This window comes from Pseudomonas sp. IPO3774, assembly GCF_013386835.1.
Classification (GTDB): domain Bacteria; phylum Pseudomonadota; class Gammaproteobacteria; order Pseudomonadales; family Pseudomonadaceae; genus Aquipseudomonas.
Genome location: NZ_JACAQY010000031.1, coordinates 1 through 20,786, shown reverse-complemented (window position 1 = coordinate 20,786; position 20,786 = coordinate 1). Strand labels below are relative to the sequence as shown.

The window sequence follows — 20,786 nt, the reverse complement described above, 5'->3', positions numbered from 1 at the left end:
GTGGGAGCGGTGTGGGTTTAGATATCCGCCAGCGCCGACACCAGGATCGCCTTGATGGTGTGCATGCGGTTTTCCGCCTGCTCAAAGGCAATGTTGGCCGGGGACTCAAACACTTCTTCGGTCACTTCCACGCCATTGGCCAGGTTCGGATAACGCGCGGCGATGTCCTTGCCGACCTTGGTCTCGCTGTTGTGGAACGCCGGCAGGCAGTGCATGAATTTCACCCGTGGGTTGCCCGAGGCTTTCATCATCTTGGCGTTGACCTGGTACGGCAGCAGTTGCTCGATGCGCTCGTCCCACGCTTCCACCGGTTCGCCCATGGACACCCAGATATCGGTGTGGATGAAGTCCACGCCTTTCACCGCTTCCTTCGGGTCTTCGGTGATGGTGATGCGCGCGCCGCTTTCCTCGGCGAATGCCTGGCACTGCTTGATGAAGTCAGCATGGGGCCACAGGGCTTTCGGTGCGCCGATGCGCACGTCCATGCCCAGCTTGGCGCCAATCATCAGCAGCGAGTTGCCCATGTTGTAGCGGGCGTCGCCCAGGTAGGCGTAGCTGATGTCATGCAGCGGCTTGTCGCTGTGCTCGCGCATGGTCAGGGTGTCGGCGATCATCTGGGTGGGGTGGAATTCAGCGGTCAGGCCGTTGAACACCGGCACACCGGCGAACTTGGCCAGTTCTTCGACGATTTCCTGTTCAAAGCCACGGTACTCGATGGCATCGAACATCCGGCCGAGGACGCGGGCGGTGTCTTTCATGCTTTCTTTGTGGCCGATCTGCGACGACACCGGGTCGATGTAGGTGACGTGGGCACCCTGGTCATGGGCCGCCACTTCGAACGCGCAACGGGTGCGGGTCGAGGTTTTTTCGAAGATCAGCGCGATGTTTTTGCCCTTCAGGTGTGGACGCTCGGTGCCGGTGTATTTGGCGCGCTTGAGGTCGCGGGACAGGTCCAGCAGGTAGTGCAGCTCGCGAGTGGTGTGGTGCATCAGCGACAGCAGGCTGCGGTTGCGCATATTAAAAGCCATGGTGGATCTCCTTCTGTTTAGGTTATCCCCCTGGCCGGCGCCTTATGAGCGGCGGCCAGGGTTTGAATATCAGTAGTCGATTGGGTCGCGAATGATCGGGCAGGTCATGCAGTGGCCGCCGCCACGGCCACGGCCGAGTTCACCGGCGCTGATGGTGATGACTTCCACACCGGCCTTGCGCAGCAAGGTGTTGGTGTAGGTGTTGCGGTCGTAGCCGATCACCACGCCAGGCTCCACGGCCACTACGTTGTTGCCGTCATCCCACTGCTCGCGCTCGGCGGCGAAGCTGTTGCCGCCGGTTTCCACCACACGCAGGGCCTTGAGGTTCAGGGCGGCGGCGACGGTGTCGAGGAAGTTGGTTTTTTCGCGCTGGATGTCGATGCCGCCGGGTTTGGTCTCGTCCGGGCGCAGGGTGAAGGCGACGATCTGGTTGACCACTTCCGGGAAGATCGTGACCAGGTCGCGGTCGCAGAAGCTGAACACGGTGTCGAGGTGCATCGCCGCGCGGGATTTTGGCAGGCCGGCGACGATCACACGCTCCACGGCCTTGTGCTTGAACAGGTTCAGGGCGAGTTGGCCGATGGCCTGGCGCGAGGAACGCTCGCCCATGCCGATCAACACCACGCCGTTACCAATCGGCATCACGTCGCCGCCTTCCAGGGTGGCGTTGCCGTGTTCCTGGTCAGGGTCGCCGTACCACACCTGGAAGTCCGCGTTGGTGAACTCGGGGTGGAATTTGTAGATGGCGCTGGCCAGCAGGGTTTCCTGGCGTCGCGCCGGCCAGTACATCGGGTTCAGCGTCACGCCGCCGTAGATCCAGCAGGTGGTGTCGCGGGTGAACTGGGTGTTGGGCAGCGGCGGCAGGATGAAGCTTGAGTGGCCGAGGAAATCGCGGAACATCTCGATGGTCTTGCCACCGAAACTGCTCGGCAGGTCATCGGCCGACACGCCACCGATCAGGTACTCGGCGACCTTGCGCGGCTCCAGGCTGCGCAGCCACGAGCTGACCTCATTGACCAGCCCCAGGCCCACCTGGTTGGCGGTGATCTTGCGCTCCAGGATCCAGTCCAGCGCTTCGGGGATGGCGACGATGTCGGTCAGCAGGTTGTGCATTTCCAGCACATCGATGTCGCGCTCGCGCATCTTGGTCACGAAGTCGAAGTGGTCGCGCTTGGCCTGGGCTACCCACAGCACGTCATCGAACAGCAGTTCATCGCAGTTGTTTGGGGTCAGCCGCTGGTGGGCCAAACCTGGGGAGCACACCATGACTTTGCGCAGTTTGCCGGCTTCGGAATGTACGCCGTACTTCACTTTTTCCGTGGTCATTACAGATCCTCCAGTGAACAATGATTACAGGGTCAGGAAGCCGGAGTAGAGGCCATAGCCCGCCACGAGGGCACCTATGACGACTGCGGCGAAAATCAGCTTCTCGACGTTGGTGAAAATCGGTTTGCCCAATTCATGCTTGGCCATGGCGAACAGGATCACGCCAGGGGCGTAGAGCAAGGCGGACAGCAACAGGTACTTGGTGCCACCGGCGTACAGCAGCCAGACCGCGTAGATCAACGCGATGGCGCCGATCAGCAGGTCTTTCCTGCGTTCGCCCGGGGCGCTTTCATAGGTTTCACCGCGCACCGCCAGCAGCAGTGCATAGGCCGCCGACCACAGGTAAGGCACCAGGATCATCGAGGTGGCGAGGTAGATCAGCGACAGGTAAGTGCTGGCCGAGAACAGCGTGATCACCAGGAAAATCTGCACCATGGCGTTGGTCAGCCACAGGGCGTTGGCCGGCACGTGGTTGGCGTTTTCCTTACGCAGGAACTCCGGCATGGTGTGGTCCTTGGCGGCGGCGAACATGATCTCCGCACACAGCAGCACCCACGACAGCAGCGCCCCCAGCAAGGAAATGATCAAGCCGACGCTGATCAATACCGCGCCCCAGTGACCCACCACATGCTCCAGCACGGCGGCCATCGACGGGTTTTGCAGCTTGGCCAATTCCGGTTGGGTCATGATCCCCAGGGACAGCACGTTCACCAGCATCAGGAACAGCAGCACGGTGATAAAACCAATCACCGTGGCCTTGCCGACGTCGGAGCGTTTTTCGGCGCGGGACGAGAAGATGCTCGCACCCTCAATGCCGATGAACACCCAGACGGTGACCAGCATCATGTTGCGCACCTGGTTCATCACGCTGCCCAGGTCCGGGTTTTTCACGCCCCAGATGTCGGCGGTGAAGATGTCCAGCTTGAACGCGAAGAGCGCGATCAACACAAACAGCACCAGTGGCACCACCTTGGCGATGGTGGTCACCAGGTTGATGAACGCGGCTTCCTTGATCCCGCGCAGTACCAGGAAGTGCACGGCCCACAGCAGCACCGACGCGCCGATCACCGCCGCCGGGGTGTTGCCTTCGCCGAAGATGGGGAAGAAGTAACCGAGGGTGCTGAACAGCAGCACGAAATAGCCGACGTTGCCCAACCAGGCACTGATCCAGTAACCCCAGGCGGATGAGAAACCCATGTAGTCGCCAAACCCGGCCTTGGCGTAGGCATAGACCCCGCCGTCGAGGTCGGGCTTGCGATTGGCCAGGGTCTGGAACACGAACGCCAGGGTCAACATGCCCACGGCGGTGATCACCCAACCAATCAGTACCGCGCCGACATCGGCGCTGGCCGCCATGTTTTGCGGCAGTGAGAAGATCCCGCCACCAATCATTGAACCCACGACAAGTGCAACCAGTGCGCCGAGTCGAAGTTTTCCGGGAGATTCAGACATCGCATGACTCCAATGCAGGAGAAGAGAGACCACAGAATAAATCCGTGCGCTAATCAAACAGCTGACTCAGATCACTTCATTGGCACATTCCATTGTGAATTAATGACTTATGATGAAAGGTACGGGCGCTCAAGTGCCTCGCAGAGGCTCGTCGTAGAGCGGTTCTGCGTTTCAAACAACAGGTTTTCTCATTAGCATGGACCTTTGAAGCTAGCCCGTATTTACAGATATGCAAACTTTTACAGCGCAGCGTTATTTAAATTATAAATTTGCCTTAACGCTGTTTATTGTCATGCCTTTAAGTTATGAAGCAGGCGCCTTTATTGGCTATATCTAATAAACGCTGCGCCGGCTTAATAAATTATTTGAGTGCACAGTTGTTGGCTCAATGGTTGTTTTGTTCAGGAGTGTTCATGTCCCAATCCTCGGAAAAGCTGCGCCTCAATGCTTTGATCGCCCTGGTGGTGGGCTCGATGATCGGCGGCGGGATTTTCTCGTTGCCGCAGAACATGGCGGCGCGGGCCGAGGTAGGCGCGGTGTTGATTGGCTGGGGCATTACCGCCGTGGGCATGCTGACCCTGGCCTTTGTGTTCCAGACCCTGGCCAACCGCAAGCCGGAACTGGATTCCGGCGTATACGCGTACGCCAAGGCCGGGTTTGGCGACTATATGGGTTTCTCGTCGGCCTGGGGCTACTGGATCAGTGCCTGGATGGGCAACGTCGGTTACTTCGTGTTGCTATTCAGTACCCTCGGCTACTTTTTTCCGGTGTTCGGCCAGGGCAATACCCCGGTGGCGATTGGCTGCGCATCGGTGTTGTTGTGGGCGGTGCATTTCCTGGTGATGCGCGGGATCAAGGAGGCGGCGTTCATCAACCAGATCACCACCGTGGCCAAGATCGTACCGCTGGTGATGTTTATCGTGATCGCCGCCGTGGCATTCAAGGGCGATATCTTTACCCGGGATATTTGGGGCCTGAGTAATCCGAATTTCGGCGGCGTGGTGGATCAGGTGCGCAACATGATGCTGGTCACGGTGTTTGTGTTTATCGGCATCGAGGGCGCCAGTGTCTACTCGGCGCGGGCCGAGAAACGCTCGGACGTGGGCCGGGCCACGGTCATCGGTTTCCTGGGGGTGTTGGCGCTGCTGGTATTGGTCAACCTGCTGTCGCTCGGGATCATGAGCCAGCCGGAACTGGCCAACCTGCAAAACCCGTCCCTGGCCGGGGTGCTGGAACATATCGTTGGCCCGTGGGGCGCGCTGTTGATCAGCATCGGCCTGGCGGTTTCGCTGTTGGGCGCGCTGCTGTCGTGGGCCTTGCTCTGCGCCGAAATCCTCTACGCCACCGCCCATGACAAGACCATGCCGGCGTTCCTGAAAAAGGAAAACGTCAACCAGGTGCCGGTCAATGCGCTGTGGCTGACCAATGTGATGATCCAGCTGTTCCTGGTGATCACGCTGTTTTCGGAAAGTACCTACACCACCCTGATCTACCTGGCGTCGTCGATGATCCTGGTGCCCTATCTTTGGTCGGCGGCGTATGCGGTGCTGTTGAGCGGCCGCGGTGAAACCTACGAAGGCGCCCATGGCGAACGCACCAAGGACCTGCTGGTGAGCCTGATCGCCCTGGCCTATGCGGTGTGGCTGCTCTACGCCGGTGGCCTGAAGTACTTGCTGCTGTCGGCGCTGCTGTATGCACCGGGCGTGATCCTGTTTGCCCTGGCCAAGCGCGAGCAGGGCCAGCCCTTGTTTAGCCATCTGGAAAAAGGCATTTTCGCCTGCGTGATCGCCGGGGCGAGCCTGGCGGCGTATGGGTTGTACAGCGGGGTATTGTCGTTGTGAGAATGCAGCTGGCGTATCAGGCGCCGTATGACTGGGCGGCGATGTTGGGCTTTTTGTCGGCGCGGGCGATCAGCGGGATGGAGACGGTGGACGCAGGCGTTTACTCGCGCAGTATCAGTGTCGACGGTCAGCAGGGTTGGCTCAGTGTGTCACCGGGGGCCGGTGATTGGCTTGAAGTAACGGTGGACTTCCCCGACCCGGCTGCGTTGCCGGAAATTGAGCGGCGGTTACGGGACATGTTTGACCTGTCGGCTGACCCGAAGCGGATCAACCGGCAATTGGCGAATGATCCCTTGATGGCGAGCTTGGTGGCGGCGCGTCCTGGCTTGCGGGTGCCGGGAACCTGGGATGGGCTGGAGTTGGCGATCCGCGCGGTGTTGGGCCAGCAGATTACCGTGGTGGCGGCGATCAAGCTGGCGGGCAAGCTGGTGGCGCAGTACGGCACGCCGCTGGTGACGCCCCATGCCGGTGTGACCCATGTGTTTCCTTCGGCCGAGGTGCTGGCAGCCGCAGATTTGGCAACCCTCGGCATGCCGAAAAGTCGCGGGCGTACCTTGTCGGGCGTGGCCCAGGCGTTGCTGGATGACCCGCAGATTTTCCAGGCGAAGGCGAACCTGAAGGAAGGCGTGGCGCGGTTGGTCGCATTACCCGGGATTGGTGACTGGACGGCGCAGTACATCGCCATGCGCCAGATGCGCGAGCAGGATGCGTTTGCCTCGGGGGATATCGGTTTGATCAATGCGCTGGTGGCGCTGGAAGGCGGGCCGGTGAGCCCGCGCCAGTTGCTGGCGCGGGCTGAGGCCTGGCGACCGCTTAGAGCCTATGCGGCGCAGCATTTGTGGACATCACTGAGCCGCGCGGATTGATTCTGCATACCTGTGGCGAGGGAGCTTGCTCCCGCTGGGGCGCGAAGCGGCCCCATCGACCCAAAAGCTGGGGCCTGCTGCGCAGTCCAGCGGGAGCAAGCTCCCTCGCCACAGGATCTTCGGTCACCACTGAGGGCGGTGTGAGCCCAATTCCCCTGCGGGCAAGTCCCACTGCAACGGTGTCCCGCTGATGGTCACCGGGGGCAGCAAGCGGTGGGCCGGGCCCCAGGCGGTTTGCTCCACCACCAAGCCTTGATCACCCGGTTCTTCGGCCCGCAGCGGTAGTTGTTCCGGGACTTGTCCTGCGTCCACCAACAGCTTTGCCGTGCGCGCGAGGGACAACCGTGCCGAACCGCCGCGGCCGGATTTCAATCGTTCACTCAACGCCTGAATCGCACTGGCCGCCATCAAATACCCGGTGGCGTGGTCCAGCGCCTGCAACGGCAGCGGCACCGGTTTGTCCGAGTTTTTCCACTGCCTGCCAGCCTCGGCAATCCCGGTGCTCATCTGCACCAGGCTGTCGAACCCCCGGCGATTGCGCCACGGGCCGCTCCAGCCGTAGGCGTTGAGGCTGGCGTCGATCAGGCCAGGCGCGAGGGCTTGCAGCGCAGCCTCACCGTAGCCCAACTGTTCCAGTGCATCGGCGCGGTAGCCGTGCAGCAGAATGTCGGTGTTCTTGAGCAGGTTTTCGAAGATCAGGCGGTCGTCGGGGTTTTTCAGGTCCAGGCGGGCGCAACGTTTGCCCAGGGTCATTTCCGGCACCACGCCGGGTTCGTTCCAGTCAGGGGAGTCGATGCGCAGTACATCGGCGCCGAGGCCTGCGAGAAAACGGCTGGCGGTGGGGCCGGCCAATACGCGCGTCAGGTCCAGCACCTTGATGCCCGCCAGCGGCCTTGCCACCGAGCCCAGCCAGGGTTTGTCGCTGAGGGCTGCAAAGGTCTGGCGATGGACCAGCGGTTCCTGATTGACCGCCAAGCCTTGTGGATGAACTTGCCAGTCTTGCCACGAACGCATCTGCGCCGCACAGCCGTTGGCTTCGACGATCGCCTGTTCCAGCTCGGCAGCGGTCCATGGCGCAACCTTCGCGGCCATTGCTTCACGGTCAGCGACCTGCCCGAGTACGCGCTCGGCGGCGGCACGGTGATGCGGTGCATTGGTGTGCAGGCGAATCCAGCCATCGGTGCAGGCGTAGTCGCCGGCAATCGGGTCCCACAGCGGCGGGGTGGTCCAGCCGTCGGGGCGCAGCGAGGAGGAGAACCAGAACGAGGCGAGGCGCCGGTCCACGGTCACCGAGGGCTGGCGCCCGGTTTGCTGCAACAGCAACTGGGCGACCGCCTGGCCTGCGGCACCGATGCTGGCGCTGGCCAGTTCGGTGACGGCAAAGGTCGAGGGCAGGGCGCCGACCTCGGTTACGGCCAGTGGGGTGACGGGTAAATCGAGTGCTTCCTGGATGGGGGTGAGCAGATCAGTCATCAAAGGCCCTCCTAATGAGAAGGACCATCATAGAAGATCATCAGGGTTGAATGACAACCCCCGGCTCCAGCGGCAGGTCCACGCTGGCGATAAAGCCGCCGCCTTGATGATTGGCCAGGATCAGGCTGCCGCCATGGCGCTCTGCGGCGCGCCGCGCGATGGCCAGGCCCAGGCCATGGCCCTGGGCGGTTTGCCCCGGGGCGCGGTAAAACGGCTCGCCGAGTTGGCTCAGGTGTTCGGCATCCACGCCGGGGCCGTGGTCGCGCACACTGATCACAATGCGTTCGCCCTGGCGTCTGGCTTCCATTTCAATCGGTTGGCCGGGCGGGTTGAAGCGTTGGGCGTTGCGCAGCAGGTTATCCACCGCGCGTTCGATCATGGTCGGCCAGCCCTTGAGGTGCAGCCCGGCCTCGGCATCCAGCTGCACGGGTTGGTCCGGCGCGCCGAGCAAGGCGTCTTTTTGCAGGGTCCGGAGTAACGGGTTGAGGTCGATGTCTTCGGCACTGGCGTTATCGGCGTCCACCCGGGCGAGTACCAGGATTTCGCTGATCAGCGCTTCCAGGCGGTCGCATTCGCGGGTCAGGCGCGGCCAGAGTTTTTCCCGCGCTTCGGGCGTGGCCCGTTCTGCCAGGGCCAGGGCGATCCGCAGGCGGGCCAGGGGCGAGCGCAGTTCGTGGGACACATCCCGCAGCAACTGGCGCTGGCTGCCGATCAGGCTTTGCAGGCGGGCGCCCATGCGGTTGAAGTCGGTGGCCAGTACGCCGAATTCATCGCGACGGTTGGCCAGCCGCGCCAGGCTGTTCTGCTGATAGGTGGTCTGGCCCAGGTCGTGCACTGCGCCGCGCAGGCGGCTGAGGGGGCGGGTGATGGACAACGTCACCAACAGGCTGAACAGGGTCAGCACCACCAGCGCAATCGCCAGGGCACTTAACGGCCAGAGCAGGCTGCTGCGGTGCCAGGCGTCCAGTTCCGGGTGGGGAATGCGGTAGATCAGCAGGTAGGTGTCGCCGGTTTTTTCGCTGGTGTACTCGGCGGTCAGCCGGCGCCAGGGCAGGTGGCGGTCCTGGCTGTCGTTTTGCCGGGCTTCGAGGGCGGCGGCGCGGCGCGGGAAAGTGCCGCGCACCACAGGCTCGCCGCTTTCGTTAAGCACTTGCACGTCAATGTGGTACTGACGCTTGCGCTGCTGCAGCAGCTCCTGGGCGGCGTCCTCGCCCTGGGCCTCGTAAAGCTGCGTCCATTCCTGCGCGAGGTTATTGAGCCCGGGGTGGCGGCTGAGAATCCAGGCGTCCTGGTTGAGCATATGCCCAAGCAGGATCGACAACCCGGCAACCAGGGCGATGGCCAGCCAGAAGCTGGCAAGGACGCGCCAGAACAATGAACGCACAAGAAATCCTCAAACAGGAAAAGCCCAGCGGCGGTGGCCACTGGGCTGGGAGTGAAGCTAGATCATTATTGCGCTTTTTGCGGCTGCTGGGCTTTCCAGGCCTGGAATTCCTTCCACTCGGCGCGGCGCTCGGCTTGTTTCTTCACGATCTCGTCGAATTTCTTCTGTTGATCGGGTTTCAGCACGGCACGGATGTCGGTCTGGGTTTTCTGCTTGGCGGCCGCCATTTCGTCTTTCATGGCTTTCTGATCAGCGGCTGGCAGTTTGTCCAGGTACTTGCGCACCAACTCTTTGCGAGCGTGCCATTGCTGGCCCATCAACTTGCCGATCTGCTGGCGCTGTTCAGGGCTCAGGTCCAGCTGGCTGAAAGGGCCACCTTTGCCCCGCATGCCGTGTTCACCGCCGTGACCTGGGCCACCCATCATGTGGCCTTCAGGACCGCCCATCGGGCCTGGGCCTTCTGGCGCAGCGGCCATGGCAACGGTTGGCAGGGCAGCAGCGAACATCAAAGCGATAAGGGTCTTGCGCATGGTGATTCTCCTGTCTCTATTCCGGTGAGTCCGGATGTGAGTAGATTACGGAGATCAAGGTCAGCGGCAGTCAGGGGACGGTAAAGCTTGGGTAAAGAGGATTTTGGGCGGGGCTGACAAAACTATTGGCGACCGTAGCGGCTGTCGAGCCTTGGCGAGGCTGCGAGGCAGGCGCTGCGGTCTGACACCTGTACCGAGGAGATGCTGTCGCAGCCTCGCCGAGGCTCGACAGCTGCTACGCGGGCTAGAGGCTGTAGTAATAGCCGCGGCTACGCAGCGCCACGATCCGTGGCCGGCCATCCGGGTGCGGGCCGATCTTCTTGCGCAGGTTGCTGACGTGCATGTCCAGGCTGCGGTCATACAGGGTCAGCTTGCGGCCCAGGGCGATTTGCGCCAGTTCCTGCTTGTCCAGCGGCTCGCCGGGCTGGCGCAGCAAGGCTTCCAGCAGGCGGCTTTCGGACACGGTCAGGGCAAATTCCTGTTCATCGATAGTGACCACGCCACGCACCGGGCTGAAGCACAGGTCGCCCAGCTCCAGCTGAGTGGACACGGCGGCCGGGTGGCTGCGGCGCAGCACGGCGCGCAGGCGCGCGGTCAGTTCACGAGGATCGCAGGGTTTGGCCAGGTAGTCGTCGGCGCCCAGTTCCAGGCCGAGGATCCGGTCCAGGGGTTCGCCCCTGGCCGAGAGCATCAGCACCGGCAGTTCCGGGTGGTCGCTGCGCAATTGCTTGAGCAGCTCCAGGCCGCTGCCGTCGGGCAGCATCACGTCGAGCACCACGGCCGCCGGGGCGGCTTCGGCCAATGCCTTGCGGGCGCTCAAGCCGTCATGGCAGGCGCGCACCTGGAAACCTTCCTGGCTCAACCAACTGGTCAGCAGCTCACAGAGCTCCTGGTCATCATCTATCAGTAACAGCTCGCTCATGACTCACTCAATTTAGCCATTGTCGACGGCGCCGGTGCCCGCCACTGGCGAAGATCCCGCATAACAGGGCGATCAGCGCGACTGCCCCGCCGGTCACGAACCATTGTTGTTGCTCGGTAAGCCAGCGTGGCAAGGCACTGCCCTGTGCTTCTTTGAGTTGCTGGACCAGGCGTTGGTTCTCCTGGCGCAGTTTACTCAGTTGGGTACTTTCCCGCGTGGCGTCAGCACTTTGCAATTGCTTGCTCAGCTCATCGCGCTGGCGTTCGCTCTCTTTCAAACGTTGCTGCAAATCGGTGATCTGGCTGCCGGCACTCAAGGACAGGGGCGTGGAACTGCCGGTGTTCGAGGTTTCTTCAGCGTGGGCCGTAGCCCCGATCATTAACACTGCCAACAGACACAACTGACGTAAGCGCATCGGAACTCCTGATTCCACACGAATATTCAGAACGTTGTCGGCAGGTTACCGGGAATAATGAGCGTTTAGGAGTGCGCTGAAGCCATTTGGTTCAGCGCGCAACGAATCAAGGCAGGACTTGCTTGAACGGTTTGACCAGCACCTGGGCGTACACGCCGGCCGCTACATACGGATCAGCATCGGCCCAGGCTTGTGCCGCCGCCAGGGAGGCGAACTCGGCGACGATCAGGCTACCGATGAAACCGGCGTCTCCCGGGTCGTTGCTGTCTACCGCAGGATGCGGGCCGGCCAGTACCAGGCGGCCTTCGGCTTGCAGCTGTTTCAGGCGCTCGACGTGGGCCGGGCGTACGGACAGGCGTTTTTCCAGGGAGTTGGCGACGTCGGTGGAAATGATGGCGTAGAGCATGTCAGTCCTCGGTTTTCGGCGTGGTAGGGTCGGTGTCATGCAGGTGGCGCGACAGGTAGATACCCTGGCCGACCAGGAACAGCACGGTCATGCCCAGGCTGCCGAACACCTTGAAGTCCACCCAGTAGCTCTGGAAGGTAAAGGCGACGAACAGGTTGGCGGCGCCGCAGAACAGGAAAAACACGATCCAGGCGATGTTCAGGCGGGTCCACACCGGGTCTGGCAAGGTCAGCGCGTGGCCCATGATCCGCTTGATCAGCAGGCGATCACCGATGAAGTGGCTGCCGATAAAGGCCAGGGCGAACAGCCAGTTGACCACCGGGGCTTTCCATTTAAGGAAGGTTTCGCTGTGGAAGGCCAGGGTCAGGCTGCCGAACACAAGGCAGGCGATCAGGGTCAGCCACTGGCTTTTTTCCAGCTTGCGCTGGGAGATGAAGAGCGCGCCGTAGACCACCACGGAGCTGATGATCAGCACCGCCGTGGCGCTGTAGATGCCGCCGAGGGTCAGCTCGTGGCCGGCAAGATCGATAACGCGAGGGTCGGTTTTGTAAACGATGAAAAACAGCAACAGCGGGATGAAGTCGATGAATTGTTTCACAGTAAGAGCCAGAAGCTGGATGTGGCGGCATAATAACAAACATCCTTGGTAGCGAAAGCGCCAGCTGACTTGAGGTTACACACTCCCGTGAATGTTGATTTGCACTGCCATAGCACAGCCTCCGACGGCGCCCTGGCGCCCGCGGTCCTGGTTGCGCGTGCGTTTGAAAAAGGCGTGCGAGTCCTGTCGTTGACCGACCACGACACCCTCGAAGGCCTGGCAGAGGCCCGCGAGGCGGCGCATGCGTTGGGCATGCAACTGGTCAACGGGGTTGAATTGTCCTGCACCTGGGGCGGCGCAACCATCCACGTATTGGGCTACGGTTTCGACGTCAACGCGCCGCCGCTGGTGGAGGCCATCGCCAAATTGCACGATGGCCGCTGGCTGCGGTCCGAAGAAATAAGCCGCAAGCTGGCCCTCAAGGGCATGCCCAACGGCCTGGAAGGCGCCCGCGCCATCCAGCAGGAACTGGGCGACAGCGGCAACGCCCCGGCCCGCCCGCACTTTGCCGACTGGATGGTGCGTGAAGGTTTTGTAAAGGATCGCGCCGAAGCGTTCCGCAAATGGCTGGGTGCCGGCAAGCTGGGGGACGTCAAGCAACACTGGCCAACCCTGGAAGACACCGTTGGCACACTGCGGGCAGCAGGTGCCTGGGTCAGCCTGGCGCATCCGTGGCATTACGATTTCACCCGCAGCAAGCGTCGCAAGCTGATTGGCGACTATATTGGAGCGGGCGGCCACGCAATCGAAGTGGTCAACGGGCATCAACCCGCCGAGCAGGTAGGCAGCCTGGCGATTCTTGCCCGCGAATTTGGTCTGCTGGTCAGCGCCGGCAGTGATTTTCATGGCCCCGGCGGCTGGTCCGAGATTGGCGAGTACCGCGCCGTCCCGGAAGATTTGCCGCCCCTTTGGTGTCGCTTCAAACATGACCCCATTATTGCCACCGTCTGAACAGGTAGAACACGTGAGTCAATTCTTCCAGATTCATCCGGAAAACCCGCAGGCGCGCCTGATCAAACAGGCCGTGGAGATCATCCGTGCCGGTGGCGTGGTGATCTACCCCACGGATTCGTCCTACGCCATCGGTTGCCAGATCGGCGACAAGAATGCGGTCGAGCGCGTAAGACGCCTGCGTGACCTGGACAAGAACCACAACTTCGCACTGATTTGCAGCGACCTGTCCCAGCTGGGGCTGTTCGCCAAGGTCGACACTGGCACCTTCCGCCTGCTCAAGGCGCACACGCCGGGGCCCTACACCTTCATCCTCAACGCCACCCGCGAAGTGCCGCGCCTGCTGCTGCACCCGAAAAAGCGCACCATCGGCCTGCGGGTGCCGGAACACCCGATCGCCCTGGCGCTGCTGGCCGAACTCGGTGAGCCGCTGATGAGTGTGTCGCTGATCCTGCCGGGGGAAGAAGAGCCGTTGTACGACCCTTATGAAATGCGCCGGCTACTGGAAAAACACGTCGACCTGATCATCGACGGCGGCTACGGCGGCAACAAGGCCTCCACCGTGATCAACCTGGCCGACGGCGAGCCGGAAGTGGTGCGCGTAGGGTGTGGCGACCCGGCACCGTTCATGGTCGAGGCCTGAATGTCGGCCGTGGAAGCCGTCGACAGCCAGGCGGGCGCCCAGCAGGAACTGCCATTTGCCATGGTCTACGGCCAGGCCGTGATGGAAATGCCGCTGGACCTGTACATCCCGCCGGATGCGCTGGAAGTCTTCCTCGAAGCCTTCGAAGGTCCGCTGGACTTGCTGCTGTACCTGATCCGCAAGCAGAACATCAATATCCTCGACATCCCGGTGGCGGAAATCACCCGCCAGTACATGGGCTACGTCGAACTGATGCAGACCGTGCGCCTGGAACTGGCCGCCGAATACCTGGTGATGGCCGCGATGCTCGCGGAAATCAAGTCACGCATGCTGCTGCCGCGCTCGGAGACTATCGAGGCGGAAGAGGATGACCCCCGCGCCGAACTGATCCGCCGCCTGCAGGAGTACGAGCGCTTCAAGGCCGCGGCCGAAGGCATCGACGGTTTGAGCCGGGTCGGCCGCGATGTGGTGGTGCCCAAGCTCGACGCCCCGGAAGCCCGGGCGCGCAAGCTGCTGCCGGACGTGAGCCTGGAAGAGTTGCTGATGTCCATGGCCGAAGTACTGCGCCGTGGCGATATGTTTGAAAGCCACCAGGTCAGCCGCGAGGCACTGTCCACCCGCGAGCGCATGAGTGATGTGCTGGATCGCCTCAAGGGCGGCGGGTTTGTGCCGTTTGTCGAGCTGTTTACCAAGGAAGAAGGGCGCCTGGGGGTAGTCGTGACCTTTATGGCGATCCTTGAGCTGGTCAAGGAATCCTTGGTCGAGCTGGTCCAGAATGAGCCTTTTGCGGCTATCCACGTGCGGGCGCGAGCCGAATAAAGAGCTGAATCGATGAATCTGACTGAACCCCGCGAACTGGCCCCGCTGCTGGAAGCCTTTCTCCTGGCCTCGGGCAAGCCGCAATCCCTGGAACGCCTGTTCGAACTGTTTGAAGAAGCCGAGCGCCCTGAGCCGCCGGTGTTCAAGAAGGCCCTGGAAATTCTGCGCAAGTCCTGCGACGGCCGTGCCTTCGAGCTGCGGGAAGTGGCTTCCGGGTATCGCCTGCAAATTCGCGAGAAGTTCTCGCCGTGGGTCGGCCGCCTGTGGGAAGAACGCCCGCAGCGCTATTCCCGCGCGATGCTGGAAACCATGGCGCTGATCGCCTATCGCCAGCCGATCACCCGGGGCGAGATCGAAGACGTGCGCGGCGTCGCGGTCAACAGCCATATCGTCAAGACGTTGCTGGAGCGGGAGTGGATCAGGATCGTTGGCTACCGCGACGTGCCCGGCAAGCCGGCGATGTTTGCCACTACCAAGGTGTTCCTCGATCACTTCAACCTGAAAAACCTCGACGACTTGCCGCCGCTGGCCGAGCTGCGGGAGATGGAGCCGGACCCGGTCCTGGATTTCGACGACGCACCGGTGCCCGCCGGGTTGCAGGAGCTGGCCGACGCCAGCGCCGAGCCGGAAGAGCCGAAGGACGAAACCAGTTTCCACACATTGTTGCTGGAACTGGATGACATGGAGCAGGGCATCAAGACTGACTTCGATGACTTGCTGCGTGATGGTGCGGTCAGTGACGGTGAGCAGGAGCCTGCGTTGCAACTGAACGTTGAGGTTGAGCTGCCAGTCGAAGTTGAAGATGAGCCCGAGCCTGAACCCGAGGAGGACATCCTCGGCGTCGCCGAAGCGCGTGCCAAACTGCTGGCCGCCGTCGCAGCGCTCGAACAACCGCCGCTGAGCGACGAAGAAGACGAAGCCCGCGCCCTGGCCGAAGCCATCGAAAACGAGCGCCGCCAATTCGAAGACTGACGCAGAACAAAATGTGGGAGCGGGCTTGCTCGCGAATGCGGTGGGTCAGCCAAGCATCCGGCGACTGACACACTGCATTCGCGAGCAAGCCCGCTCCCACATTTGGATTGTCGCCAGCAAGGAGAACTCAAATGAGCTCCACCAAAGACCCCTGCATCAGCGTCTGCAAATTCACCGATGACATCTGCGTGGGCTGCGGGCGCAGCAAGCGCGAGATCCGTGCCTGGAAGAAACTCGACAAGGTCGACAAGCGCACGGTACTCGCCGAAGCCGAGCTGCGCCTGCTGGCGCTGGGTGCCACCGGTCGGCGGAAAGGCAAATGAGCCCGCACTTATCGACTAGTCTCTGATGCGCAACGCGCGCCATGAGCGTATGATTCGCGACCCTTTGGCGATGCGTTCGCCAAAAGCCCAGCTTTTACTATCTTCAGGCCAAGCCTGAATCGACACACCGGGAGGTGCTTAAGATGAGTGACCAAGACCAGAACGACACCCAGGAAATCGGCCCCGCAGGCGAAAAACTGCAGAAAGTCCTCGCCCGTATCGGCGTAGGCTCGCGCCGCGACGTAGAAGCCTGGATCACCCAGAAGCGCATCAAGGTCAACGGCGTTGAAGCCACCCTTGGCCAGCGCGTCGACCTGCACGATGCCATCACCATTGATGGCAAGGTCATCAAGCGTGAAGAGGCCGCCGAATCGGTGCGCCGCGTCATCATGTACAACAAGCCTGATGGCGAAATCTGCACCCGTGACGACCCGGAAGGCCGTCCAACCGTATTCGACAAGATGCCGCGCCCCAAAGAAGGCCGCTGGATCAACATCGGTCGTCTCGACATCAACACCACCGGCTTGCTGATGTTCACCACCGACGGTGAGCTGGCCAACCGCCTGATGCACCCTTCCTACGAGATGGACCGTGAATACGCGGTACGTGTGCGTGGTGAAGTCGATGACGAAATGATCGAGCGCTTGAAAGCCGGCGTCGTGCTGGAAGACGGCCCGGCCAGGTTCACCGACATCAAGCAGGCGCCGGGCGGCGAAGGCTTCAACCATTGGTACCACTGCGTGGTGATGGAAGGCCGTAACCGTGAAGTACGTCGCCTGTGGGAATCCCAGGGCCTGGTGGTCAGCCGCCTGAAGCGCGTGCGTTTCGGCCCGGTGTTCCTCAACTCCGACCTGCCGATGGGCCGCTGGCGCGAAATGAGCCAGTATGAAGTCGACATCCTCAGTGCCGAAGTCGGCCTGACGCCGGTGGCCATGCCGCAGATGAACGCCAAGAGCAAAGACAAGCTTGAGCGTATGCAGCGTAAATCGTCGCGTCCGGTGGCGCGTACCGACCGTGTTGCCCGCACCCTGCGCCCTGCGCTGGATGCACCGGCCACGGGCGGCCGCATCTCCCGCGAGCCGCACATCGAAGGCGAGCGTCGTCCTTCGGCACCGGCCCGTCAGGATGGCGAACGTGCGCCGCGCGCACCGCGTCCAGCCGGTCGTGGTGATGCACCTGCCGGCGGTCGCGGTAACCGTGGCGAGTCTGGTCGTGGTGCTCCGGCTGCGGGCCGTGCCGACGACAGCGCCAGCACCAAACGCCCAGCCAAGCCATCGCCGAAAAAGCGCCCGGGCCTGAAGCTGGTCGATGACGCGCCATCGGGCAAGCGTCGTGGTGCACCGGCCGGTTCCGGCCAGCGTCCAGGTTTTGGTCGCAAGAAGCCGCAGTGATTCGTTAAGCGCTGCATAAAAACGCCAACCCTCGGGTTGGCGTTTTTTTTGGCCTGGATTTGGAACCTGCTCTATGAGCAAAGCAGGTCCATTGTGGGAGCGGGCTTGCTCGCGAATGCGGTGTATCAGTTGATACATCCAGTGACTGACCCACCGCATTCGCGAGCAAACCCGCTCCCACAGTTGATCTCCATTGTTTTGGCGGGCGTGTCAGAACATGAAAGCCCCATCGAACACGGGTTTATCGTCGAGGGCCAACACGCCGCTGGCGAAGATCAGGTCCAGATGATGGCTGCCTTTCTGCCCGCCACCCAATCCCAGGTGCAGCCCGCAATGACGCTCTTCAAAGCCGGCGTTGCGCGCATACAAATCCTTCACGCCTTCATTGGTGCCAATGCCCAGTTCTTCCACCCGGCGATTGGACGGGTTGGCATTCAGGTATTTGTTGAAGTCATCCGCCAGCCCCGGCACTTCGCTGGCCACGGTGCAGATGGTCGAGTTCTCGATCCACAGTTCCAGCGGTGATTGCAGCACGCCGTATTTACGCGCAAAGGGAATGGTGCTGAGGAAGGTGCCGACAAACCGCACCTGGCCGTTGATGGCCTCGCTGTGGGTCGCGATCTCGCCGGGCGCCAGGTCGTGGTTGCCGACGCCGTTGATATTGGTCCACTTCTTGATGCTGCTCATGGGCGCTTCAAGGCGCGAGCCATGCTGGTCGGTGAAGCTCAGCACGCTGGCCTGGGACATGCGCCGGATCAACGTGGCGTTGAGGTCGGCAATTCGCTGTGGGGCGACGCTGAAGGTGTCGTAGAAATAGTCGCCGTAGTCCTTGAGCAGCAGGGATTTTTTCCAGTGCTCGGCCATCACGCCTTGCAGGGCACGGATAAAGTCCGGGCCTTCGGCGCGTGGGTTGGGCAGGGTCGAGGAATCGTAGAGAAACATGTACAGGTCACAGCCTTCGATGGCCTTGGCCAGCGCTTCGCTGGGGGCCTGGTCCAGGCGTTGTACCTGGAAGTCGAAGCGGGCGGCGCTGCCCTGGATGATCGATTGGGCGATGGCGTCGTAGCGTTCGGTATGGCCAAGCAAAATGGTGGGGCGGTGCAGGCCGGCGAGGGCCGGGTGATGGGCGAGGTAATACAGAAAATGTTCGACGGCGCGGGCCTTGTCCATGACGTCCTTCCTTCAAAGCCTTCGGTAGGAGCAGTGGCAGGTGCGGCGTCCCGCACCTGCCGGGGTGCCTGATCAGATTAGAAAGGCCACATCGCGGTGCCGAACGGCACGACGGCATCGGCTTGCATCATTTCAACGGCGGCCTCATGGGTCGGCGCTTCAAACCAATCGTCGAGTTGCAGTTCGGTTTCCAGGTCATTTTCCAGTGCTTGCATGGTGAATCTCCTAGATGACGTTGTTTGAGAACGAGCTTGCCAGCTTGCTGCGCTGGGCAAGTGGATGAACCTAGAAGAGAGTGTTTGGGATTGCAAAATTTTTATTGACACGGTTCCATTTGGATTTTTTATTCCGTTTTGATGGCGATTTGGTTTATGTCGATGAAACAGAGAGTTGGTTGCATCGTTTTGTAGGAATCGTCCTTTCGTCAACTTCTCGTTATCTGAAAGAATTTTCCTAATGTCCCTCCTATCTGCCGCACCGCATCCTGTCAGCCCAGACAGGTTTGGCGGTGTACAATGCGCCGCGTTTTACTGTGATCCCACTCTCTCAGGGCTATCCGCCTTGTTCATTCCGCCTGGCCACAAGCCCGTCGGGTTCGATTTCGTCACAGATAAAAACAACAGGTGACGTATGACCGTAAGAAAAAACGCTGGACCGGGGTTTGATCGGCGCTGCTGTAGCCCGTTACCAAAGCAGCACCCCTCCATGAGCACCCTCAAACCTTGCGTGAGACCCTTTCCATGAGTGAAGCCAACTCGCATTCAGGCGAACTGAAGCGCGGCCTGAAAAATCGCCATATCCAACTGATCGCCCTCGGTGGCGCGATTGGCACCGGGTTGTTCCTGGGGTCGGCCGGCGTGCTGAAATCCGCCGGGCCGTCGATGATCCTCGGGTATGCCATCTGCGGCTTTATCGCCTTCATGATCATGCGCCAGCTGGGCGAGATGATCGTCGAAGAGCCGGTGGCCGGTTCCTTCAGCCACTTTGCCCACAAGTATTGGGGCGGTTTCGCCGGCTTCCTGTCGGGCTGGAACTGCTGGATTTTGTACATCCTGGTGGGCATGTCGGAGCTGACGGCGGTCGGCAAGTATGTGCACTACTGGTGGCCCGAGATCCCGACCTGGGTGTCGGCGGCGGCGTTTTTTGTGTTGATCAATGTGATCAATCTTTCCAACGTCAAAGTCTTCGGCGAGGCCGAGTTCTGGTTTGCGATCATCAAGGTGGTCGCCATTGTCGGCATGATCGCCCTGGGCAGTTACCTGTTGGTGAGCGGCACCGGCGGGCCACAAGCCTCGGTGACCAACCTGTGGGAGCACGGCGGGTTCTTTCCCCATGGCGTGGGTGGTTTGGTGATGGCCATGGCGATCATCATGTTCTCGTTTGGCGGCCTGGAGATGCTCGGGTTTACTGCGGCTGAGGCGGACAAGCCACGCACGGTGATTCCGAAGGCGATCAACCAGGTGATCTACCGGATCCTGATTTTCTACATCGGCGCGTTGGTGGTGCTGTTGTCGTTGACGCCTTGGGACAGCTTGCTGGAGACCCTGAATGCCTCCGGGGACGCCTATAGCGGCAGTCCGTTTGTGCAGGTGTTTTCGATGTTGGGCAGTAACACGGCAGCGCATATTCTCAACTTTGTGGTGCTGACGGCGGCGTTGTCGGTCTACAACAGCGGCACTTACTGCAATAGCCGGATGCTGTTGGGGATGGCCGAGCAGGGTGACGCGCCGCGGGCATTGGCGAAGATCGACAAGCGCGGGGTGCCGGTGCGGTCGATCCTGGCGTCGGCGGCGATTACGCTGGTGGCGGTGTTGATGAACTACCTGATTCCGCAGCATGCGCTGGAGTTGTTGATGTCGCTGGTGGTGGCGACCCTGGTGATCAACTGGGCGATGATCAGTTTTTCGCATTTCAAGTTTAGGCAGCATATGGATCGGACGGGGCAGGTGCCGTTGTTCAAGGCGCTTTGGTATCCGTATGGGAATTATGTTTGCCTGGCGTTTGTGGTGTTTATTCTTGGGGTGATGCTGCTGATTCCGGGGATTCAGGTGTCGGTGTATGCGATTCCGGTTTGGGTGGTGTTTATGTGGGTTTGTTATGGGATCAAGAACAGGCGCAAGGCTCGGGAGGGGGTGGTGTTGAGTCGGGGTTGATCTCGGGTACATATCCGTTGCTGCGGTAACGGCGGCTTATGGTTCCGCTCTTACAGCGGGTCACTTTTGGCAAACGCCCCAAAAGTAACCAAAAGGTCTTTGCCCCACCACTCGGTGCCTCGC

General features: G+C 61.3%; 21 protein-coding genes. 9 read left to right on the top strand and 12 right to left on the bottom strand.

The features are described from left to right. Positions 1–17: 17 nt before the first annotated feature. From HYE77_RS17935 to arcD (HYE77_RS17925), 3 genes are all read right to left on the bottom strand, one after another. Complete coding sequence (locus tag HYE77_RS17935) at positions 18–1,028, bottom strand: ornithine carbamoyltransferase (protein WP_003220053.1); 1,011 nt, start codon at positions 1,026–1,028, stop codon at positions 18–20. Between the two features lie 69 nt (positions 1,029–1,097). Continuing rightward, positions 1,098–2,354: an arginine deiminase gene (arcA, locus tag HYE77_RS17930; RefSeq protein ID WP_003220054.1), complete on the bottom strand. Its 1,257-nt coding sequence runs from the start codon at positions 2,352–2,354 to the stop codon at positions 1,098–1,100. A gap of 24 nt (positions 2,355–2,378) precedes the next feature. Next, positions 2,379–3,806, bottom strand: coding sequence for an arginine-ornithine antiporter (arcD, locus tag HYE77_RS17925; RefSeq protein WP_003220056.1), 1,428 nt, complete (start codon positions 3,804–3,806; stop codon positions 2,379–2,381). Between the two features lie 413 nt (positions 3,807–4,219). Here arcD (HYE77_RS17925) and arcD (HYE77_RS17920) point away from each other — a divergent pair, with 413 nt between their 5' ends. Both arcD (HYE77_RS17920) and HYE77_RS17915 read left to right on the top strand, forming a co-directional pair. After that, positions 4,220–5,647, top strand: coding sequence for an arginine-ornithine antiporter (gene arcD / locus HYE77_RS17920; RefSeq protein ID WP_177069070.1), 1,428 nt, complete (start codon positions 4,220–4,222; stop codon positions 5,645–5,647). A 2-nt stretch (positions 5,648–5,649) separates the two neighbouring features. Then, the gene (locus HYE77_RS17915) at positions 5,650–6,513 is read left to right on the top strand and encodes a DNA-3-methyladenine glycosylase (RefSeq protein WP_008433096.1); all 864 of its coding nucleotides are present in this window, start codon (positions 5,650–5,652) and stop codon (positions 6,511–6,513) included. A 123-nt stretch (positions 6,514–6,636) separates the two neighbouring features. Here HYE77_RS17915 and HYE77_RS17910 read toward each other — a convergent pair whose 3' ends face one another. The 7 genes from HYE77_RS17910 to HYE77_RS17880 form a co-directional block, all read right to left on the bottom strand. After that, a complete protein-coding gene (locus HYE77_RS17910) occupies positions 6,637–7,986 on the bottom strand; it encodes a CoA transferase (RefSeq protein WP_177069069.1) in 1,350 nt (449 codons plus the stop codon). Positions 7,987–8,026: 40 nt separating this feature from the next. Beyond that, positions 8,027–9,370: a cell wall metabolism sensor histidine kinase WalK gene (locus HYE77_RS17905; RefSeq protein ID WP_003220063.1), complete on the bottom strand. Its 1,344-nt coding sequence runs from the start codon at positions 9,368–9,370 to the stop codon at positions 8,027–8,029. A gap of 65 nt (positions 9,371–9,435) precedes the next feature. After that, positions 9,436–9,900, bottom strand: coding sequence for a Spy/CpxP family protein refolding chaperone (locus tag HYE77_RS17900; protein WP_087692654.1), 465 nt, complete (start codon positions 9,898–9,900; stop codon positions 9,436–9,438). A gap of 244 nt (positions 9,901–10,144) precedes the next feature. Then, entirely contained in the window at positions 10,145–10,822 is a 678-nt protein-coding gene (locus tag HYE77_RS17895) for a response regulator transcription factor (RefSeq protein ID WP_003220065.1), read from the bottom strand. Between the two features lie 7 nt (positions 10,823–10,829). Next, entirely contained in the window at positions 10,830–11,237 is a 408-nt protein-coding gene (locus tag HYE77_RS17890) for a hypothetical protein (protein ID WP_003220067.1), read from the bottom strand. Positions 11,238–11,343: 106 nt separating this feature from the next. Next, entirely contained in the window at positions 11,344–11,643 is a 300-nt protein-coding gene (locus HYE77_RS17885; protein WP_087692655.1) for a YciI family protein, read from the bottom strand. 1 nt (position 11,644) lies between these two features. Next, positions 11,645–12,241, bottom strand: coding sequence for a septation protein A (locus HYE77_RS17880; protein WP_087692656.1), 597 nt, complete (start codon positions 12,239–12,241; stop codon positions 11,645–11,647). Between the two features lie 87 nt (positions 12,242–12,328). Here HYE77_RS17880 and HYE77_RS17875 point away from each other — a divergent pair, with 87 nt between their 5' ends. The 6 genes from HYE77_RS17875 to rluB all read left to right on the top strand — a co-directional run bounded on the left by HYE77_RS17875 (position 12,329) and on the right by rluB (position 17,340). Next, the gene (locus HYE77_RS17875) at positions 12,329–13,192 is read left to right on the top strand and encodes a PHP domain-containing protein (RefSeq protein ID WP_003220073.1); all 864 of its coding nucleotides are present in this window, start codon (positions 12,329–12,331) and stop codon (positions 13,190–13,192) included. A gap of 13 nt (positions 13,193–13,205) precedes the next feature. After that, positions 13,206–13,835, top strand: coding sequence for an L-threonylcarbamoyladenylate synthase (locus tag HYE77_RS17870; RefSeq protein ID WP_003220075.1), 630 nt, complete (start codon positions 13,206–13,208; stop codon positions 13,833–13,835). 120 nt (positions 13,836–13,955) lie between these two features. After that, positions 13,956–14,654, top strand: a complete 699-nt coding sequence (locus tag HYE77_RS17865) for a ScpA family protein (protein ID WP_173406103.1) — start codon at positions 13,956–13,958, stop codon at positions 14,652–14,654. 12 nt (positions 14,655–14,666) lie between these two features. Then, complete coding sequence (scpB, locus tag HYE77_RS17860; protein WP_008433105.1) at positions 14,667–15,626, top strand: SMC-Scp complex subunit ScpB; 960 nt, start codon at positions 14,667–14,669, stop codon at positions 15,624–15,626. 131 nt (positions 15,627–15,757) lie between these two features. Then, positions 15,758–15,949, top strand: a complete 192-nt coding sequence (locus HYE77_RS17855) for a DUF1289 domain-containing protein (RefSeq protein WP_008433107.1) — start codon at positions 15,758–15,760, stop codon at positions 15,947–15,949. 143 nt (positions 15,950–16,092) lie between these two features. Beyond that, positions 16,093–17,340, top strand: coding sequence for a 23S rRNA pseudouridine(2605) synthase RluB (rluB, locus tag HYE77_RS17850; protein ID WP_177020975.1), 1,248 nt, complete (start codon positions 16,093–16,095; stop codon positions 17,338–17,340). 210 nt (positions 17,341–17,550) lie between these two features. Here rluB and HYE77_RS17845 read toward each other — a convergent pair whose 3' ends face one another. Together HYE77_RS17845 and HYE77_RS17840 are read right to left on the bottom strand one after the other, a co-directional pair. Next, on the bottom strand, positions 17,551–18,510 hold the full coding sequence (locus HYE77_RS17845) for a leucyl aminopeptidase (RefSeq protein WP_177069068.1): 960 nt from the start codon (positions 18,508–18,510) through the stop codon (positions 17,551–17,553). Between the two features lie 77 nt (positions 18,511–18,587). Next, on the bottom strand, positions 18,588–18,725 hold the full coding sequence (locus tag HYE77_RS17840; RefSeq protein WP_003175756.1) for a hypothetical protein: 138 nt from the start codon (positions 18,723–18,725) through the stop codon (positions 18,588–18,590). 525 nt (positions 18,726–19,250) lie between these two features. On the opposite strand from HYE77_RS17840, the gene HYE77_RS17835 reads away from it, so the two are divergent. Then, complete coding sequence (locus HYE77_RS17835; RefSeq protein ID WP_177020974.1) at positions 19,251–20,663, top strand: amino acid permease; 1,413 nt, start codon at positions 19,251–19,253, stop codon at positions 20,661–20,663. Positions 20,664–20,786: the final 123 nt, after the last annotated feature.